A 1,676-nucleotide genomic window follows, 5' to 3' on the forward strand; every position below is an offset into this window, starting at 1 on the left:
CGTCGACAGCGGATCGTTCTCCGCCGCCGCCCGCCGCCTGCGGAAAAGTCAGTCGACGATCAGTACCGCCATCGCCAATCTGGAGGCCGATCTCGGCGTAACCCTCTTTGACAGGGCAACGCGGCAACCGACGCTGACCCCGCAGGGGGAGCAGGTGCTGAGCTATGTCAAAGCGATTCTTGCCGCCAGCGAGCGGCTGGACGAACTGGCTGTGTCGCTGTCCGGCGAGACGGAGCCGCGGCTGACCTTCGTGCTCTCCGATACTCTGCACCCGGACGTGCTGGAAGATCTGCTGGTGCAGTTTGACCGCCGCTTTCCTCATACCGAGTTTGAGTGTTTGATTGGCGAAGACGAGGATGTGATCGATCTCCTGCAAAAATCCCGCGCCCAGGTGGGGCTGATTGAGGCGAGGGAGCGCTACCCCACCGATATCGGCAGCACCCGCCTGCCGCTGCAGACGGCGATGGGCATTTATGTAGCCCCTGGCCATCCGCTGGCGGCGCAGGGTAAGGTCGCCTGGGATGAGCTGCGCAGCTGGCGCGAGCTGCGTTTGAGCACCTTTCTGGCCAGCGCCACCGAACCTGCCGCAGGCCAGGTCTGGTCGGCGCCAAACTACCTGCTGCTGCTCAGCATGGCGGCGCAGGGGTTCGGCTGGTGCATTCTGCCCAGCGCGCTGGTGGCGGAGTTTGCGCCGCAGGGCGGGCTGGTGGCGCTCGATATCCCCGGCTGGCCGCGGGCAATTTCAGTCGATCTGCTGTGGAATAAGAAAGCGCCGCCGGGAGCGGCCGGCAGCTGGCTGCGTCAGCATCTGCAGCGGCGTGAACGTTAACGAATAGCTATTTCTTTGTGATTAGCTTCACTTTTTTTAAACAATTACAAAGTTTTTTGATAACAATTATCTAGTATATCGCTGTTTCTTTGCGCAAATGCATGGGCAGGGGTAGAGGATGAAGGATGTCGTGATCGTCGGCGCGCTGCGAACGCCGATTGGCTGCTTTCAGGGCGCATTATCGCGCCATTCAGCCGTCGAGCTGGGGAGCGTGGTGGTGAAGGCGCTGGTGGAGAAGACGGGAATCGATCCGCACAGCGTGGATGAGGTGATCCTCGGCCAGGTGCTGACCGCGGGGACCGGACAAAATCCGGCGCGTCAGTCCGCTATTCGCGGTGGGCTGCCTAACACCGTATCGGCTATCACAATTAACGATGTCTGCGGTTCCGGCCTGAAGGCTCTGCACCTCGCTACCCAGGCGATCCAGTGCGGGGAAGCGGACGTGGTGATCGCTGGCGGCCAGGAGAATATGAGCCGCGCTCCGCATGTGCTTACCGACAGCCGCACCGGCGCCCAGCTGGGCAACAGCCAGCTGATTGACAGTCTGGTGCATGATGGGCTGTGGGATGCTTTCAACGATTATCATATGGGCGTCACGGCGGAAAACCTGGCCCGGGAATTTGGCATCAGTCGCGAGCTGCAGGACGCCTGGGCGCTCAGCTCACAGCATAAGGCGCGCAAGGCGATTGATTCCGGTCGCTTTCGCGATGAGATCGTCCCGGTTGTCACCGAGCATAACGGCGCGGCGCGCACCGTGGATACCGATGAACAACCGCGGGTGGATGCCAGCGCGGAAGGGCTGGCCAGCCTGCAGCCCACCTTCGATCGCCTTGGATCGGTAACCGCC

The 1,676-nt window shown here is 61.9% G+C and carries 2 protein-coding genes; both read left to right on the plus strand.

What is annotated here, in order from left to right; translation table 11 throughout:
- Positions 1 to 829: LysR family transcriptional regulator (locus HMPREF9538_RS06440; RefSeq protein ID WP_009485907.1), on the plus strand; the 829-nt coding region annotated here is incomplete at its 5' end.
- Between the two features lie 118 nt (positions 830 to 947).
- Positions 948 to 1,676: acetyl-CoA C-acyltransferase (locus HMPREF9538_RS06435; RefSeq protein WP_009485908.1), on the plus strand; the 729-nt coding region annotated here is incomplete at its 3' end.

It is taken from the genome of Klebsiella sp. MS 92-3 (assembly GCF_000195655.1).
GTDB lineage: Bacteria > Pseudomonadota > Gammaproteobacteria > Enterobacterales > Enterobacteriaceae > Klebsiella > Klebsiella pneumoniae.